This is a genomic window from Pseudomonas sp. P7759, from assembly GCF_013386445.1.
Taxonomy (GTDB): Bacteria; Pseudomonadota; Gammaproteobacteria; order Pseudomonadales; family Pseudomonadaceae; genus Aquipseudomonas; species Aquipseudomonas azotoformans_A.
Window position 1 is genome coordinate 2672 of record NZ_JACART010000070.1, and the last position, 2823, is coordinate 5494.

Sequence of the window (2823 nt, forward strand, 5' to 3'; positions counted from 1 at the left end):
ATCGGCGCCGTGCTGGCCGGGTTCGTCACGACCCTCAACAGCTACGATGGGATTCCCGTCCCCGTCTTGCTGCTGTTGGTGTTATTGGGCGTGTTCAGCTACGTCACCAGCCAGACCGTATTTGGACGTCGCGTGTACGCGGTGGGCAGCAATATGGAAGCCACGCGTCTATCCGGCATCAACGTACAGGCGGTGAAGTTGTGGATCTTCGGCATCATGGGCGTGATGTGTGCACTCGCCGGTTTGGTCAACACGGCTCGTCTGGCGGCCGGCTCGCCGTCGGCGGGGAGCATGGGTGAGCTGGACGCCATCGCTGCGTGTTTTATTGGCGGCACATCAATGCGTGGCGGCTCGGGCACGGTGTATGGCGCGTTGCTCGGGGCGTTGGTAATCACCAGCCTGGACAATGGGATGTCGATGCTGGATGTGGACAGTTATTGGCAGATGATTGTGAAGGGCAGCATCCTGGTGCTGGCGGTGTGGGTGGATGTGAGTACGCGCACGGGCAGACGCTGACTGCCTCACTTGCCCAGCAACACCGCCCCTTCCCCGACCTGCCCCAACCGATCTCCCGGATTGCGCAGCGGGCAGTCATCCAGGGACAGGCACCCGCAGCCAATGCACCCGTCGAGTTGGTCGCGCAGTTGCGTGAGGCTGTTGATTCGCTCATTCAACATGTCTCGCCAACGCGTGGAAAGCCGCGTCCAGTCCTTGGCCGTCAGCGGTCGCCCCGACGGTAGTTCCTCCAGTGCAGCCTTGATGGTTGCCAATGGAATCCCCGCGCGCTGCGCCACCTTGATCACCGCAATGCGGCGCAGGACATCACGGTGGTAGCGCCGCTGATTACCTGGGCTGCGTTGGCCATGAATCAAACCCTTGGCTTCGTAAAAGTGCACAGTCGCCACGGTCACCCCGCTACGCCGCGCCAACTCGCCCACCCCGAGGGGGATGTGCACATCGATTTTCGGTTCCATCGGCGGCTTGACCTCATCTATACATGAGGTCTTATAAAGAGTGTCGGCCTGTCCTGGCAAGCCTTCATTCCTTTGACATGGAGTCTCCATGAACACAACACAAACCGCTCCCTCCAACTGGGCCGCCTTGCTGTCCGGTGCAAACGGCGTACGGTCACTGGCCCTGGCAGGCGGCGTGGTGCTGCATGCGATCAACGTCTACATCGCCACCACGATTCTGCCGTCAGTGGTCCAAGACATCGGCGGCATCGACTATTACGCTTGGAATACCACGCTGTTTGTCGCCGCCTCGATCCTCGGTTCCGCGTTGTCTGCGCGTTTGCTTGGCCGCCTAGGGCCGCGTGGTGCTTACCTGGTTGCCAGCCTGGTGTTCGCCAGCGGAGCCTTAGCGTGCGCGTTTGCGCCTTCCATGCCGGTGATGCTGGTCGGACGGCTGGTACAGGGCCTGGGCGGAGGGTTCCTGTTTGCGCTGTCCTACGCGATGATTCGTCTGGTATTCGACGAACCCTTGTGGCCACGCGCAATGGCGTTGGTCTCGGGGATGTGGGGCGTTGCGACGCTGGTCGGGCCAGCGGTGGGCGGCGTGTTTGCCGAACTGGGCATCTGGCGGGCGGCGTTCTGGTCGTTGATTCCGGTGGCCGGGTTGTTCGCCGTGCTGGCCGCGACCGTACTGCCTAGGCGCAGCACAGAGAGCGTTGAACCCACACCGTTGCCGCTCACTCAGTTGTGGCTGCTGACGGCAGCGGTACTGGCGGTGTCGGCCGGCAGTGTCTCTTCCACCCTGCCCCTGAACCTGTTGGGGCTCGCAGCGGCAGCAATGTTCACGGCGCTGCTGGTCTTCACAGAAAGCCGAGCCCGCCATCGACTGCTGCCCGCTGGAGCCTTTCAACTCACCACCGCGCTTGGCGCGCTGTACGCCACGATGTCGTTGTTGGCGGTCGCCGTGACCAGTGGCGAAATCTTTGTACCGCTGTTTCTTCAAGTCCTGCACCACCAGTCACCGCTGGTGGCCGGTTATCTGGCAGCACTGATGGCGGCCGGCTGGACGCTGGGGTCAATCGCCAGCGCGGGAATGACAGGCGCGAATATTCGTCGCGCGATCCTGGCCGGGCCGATCCTGGGTGTTGTCGGCATGCTGGCGCTGGCTCTTTTAATGCCTCACGAAAGCAATGGCGGTGCGCAGACGCTTACGCCGATTTGCCTGGCCCTTACCCTGATCGGCCTGGGGGTGGGCCTGGCCTGGCCGCACTTGTTGACCCGGGTATTCCAGGTGGCACCCGACGGCGAACAGGACCTGGCCTCTGCGTCGATTACCACGGTGCAACTGTTCGCCACCGCGTTTGGCGCAGCACTGGCGGGCATGGTAGCGAACATCGCGGGCCTGACTGAACCCGGCGGCATTGAAGGCACAGCAAGCGCTGCGGTGTGGTTGTTCGGGGTGTTTGCGCTGGCGCCGGTGATGGGTATTCTGATTGCCAGGCGGGTCGTTCAACTGATTGGTTAGCGGCCGCTGATGCTTGACAGCCGACTAAAAAATGTAACAGCTGCTACGGTCTTCATTCTCATAGCGCCACGACTGGATAATACCTTCACCCGAGACGAGCACGGAGTATCGACAGTCGCGGATCCAGGTCACGAAGTAGCGCTGGCTGTCGCCCTCCTTCACAACCTGGTCATAGACCTTTTTCTTGTTGACCGGGGACCAATAGGAATCGCCACAGCCACGGCTGCAATCGTCATAGAGGTGGGCATCGAAGCGTGTGCCGACAAACGCGTTCCTGACGCCCGTCCATGCCGAGTGAGACGGCGCACAGCCCGCCAGCAACGTGGCCAACAAGGCGATACCCAT

The 2823-nt window shown here is 62.0% G+C and carries 3 protein-coding genes and 1 pseudogene (1 of these 4 running past the window's edge); 2 read left to right on the forward strand and 2 right to left on the reverse strand.

What is annotated here, in order from left to right; translation table 11 throughout:
* Positions 1 to 516, forward strand: a pseudogene (locus HX823_RS30170) (sugar ABC transporter permease) (it extends 434 nt beyond the left edge of the window).
* A gap of 5 nt (positions 517 to 521) precedes the next feature.
* Here the strand turns inward: HX823_RS30170 and soxR are convergent.
* Positions 522 to 974 (reverse strand): redox-sensitive transcriptional activator SoxR, encoded by a 453-nt coding sequence (gene soxR / locus HX823_RS30175; RefSeq protein WP_038844210.1) that lies wholly within the window; start codon positions 972 to 974, stop codon positions 522 to 524.
* 88 nt (positions 975 to 1062) lie between these two features.
* On the opposite strand from soxR, the gene HX823_RS30180 reads away from it, so the two are divergent.
* A complete protein-coding gene (locus tag HX823_RS30180) occupies positions 1063 to 2478 on the forward strand; it encodes an MFS transporter (RefSeq protein WP_177078258.1) in 1416 nt (471 codons plus the stop codon).
* A gap of 24 nt (positions 2479 to 2502) precedes the next feature.
* On the opposite strand, the gene HX823_RS30185 is transcribed toward HX823_RS30180, so the two are convergent.
* Positions 2503 to 2823 (reverse strand): hypothetical protein (locus HX823_RS30185; RefSeq protein WP_051422265.1); only part of this gene is annotated, 321 nt, incomplete at its 5' end.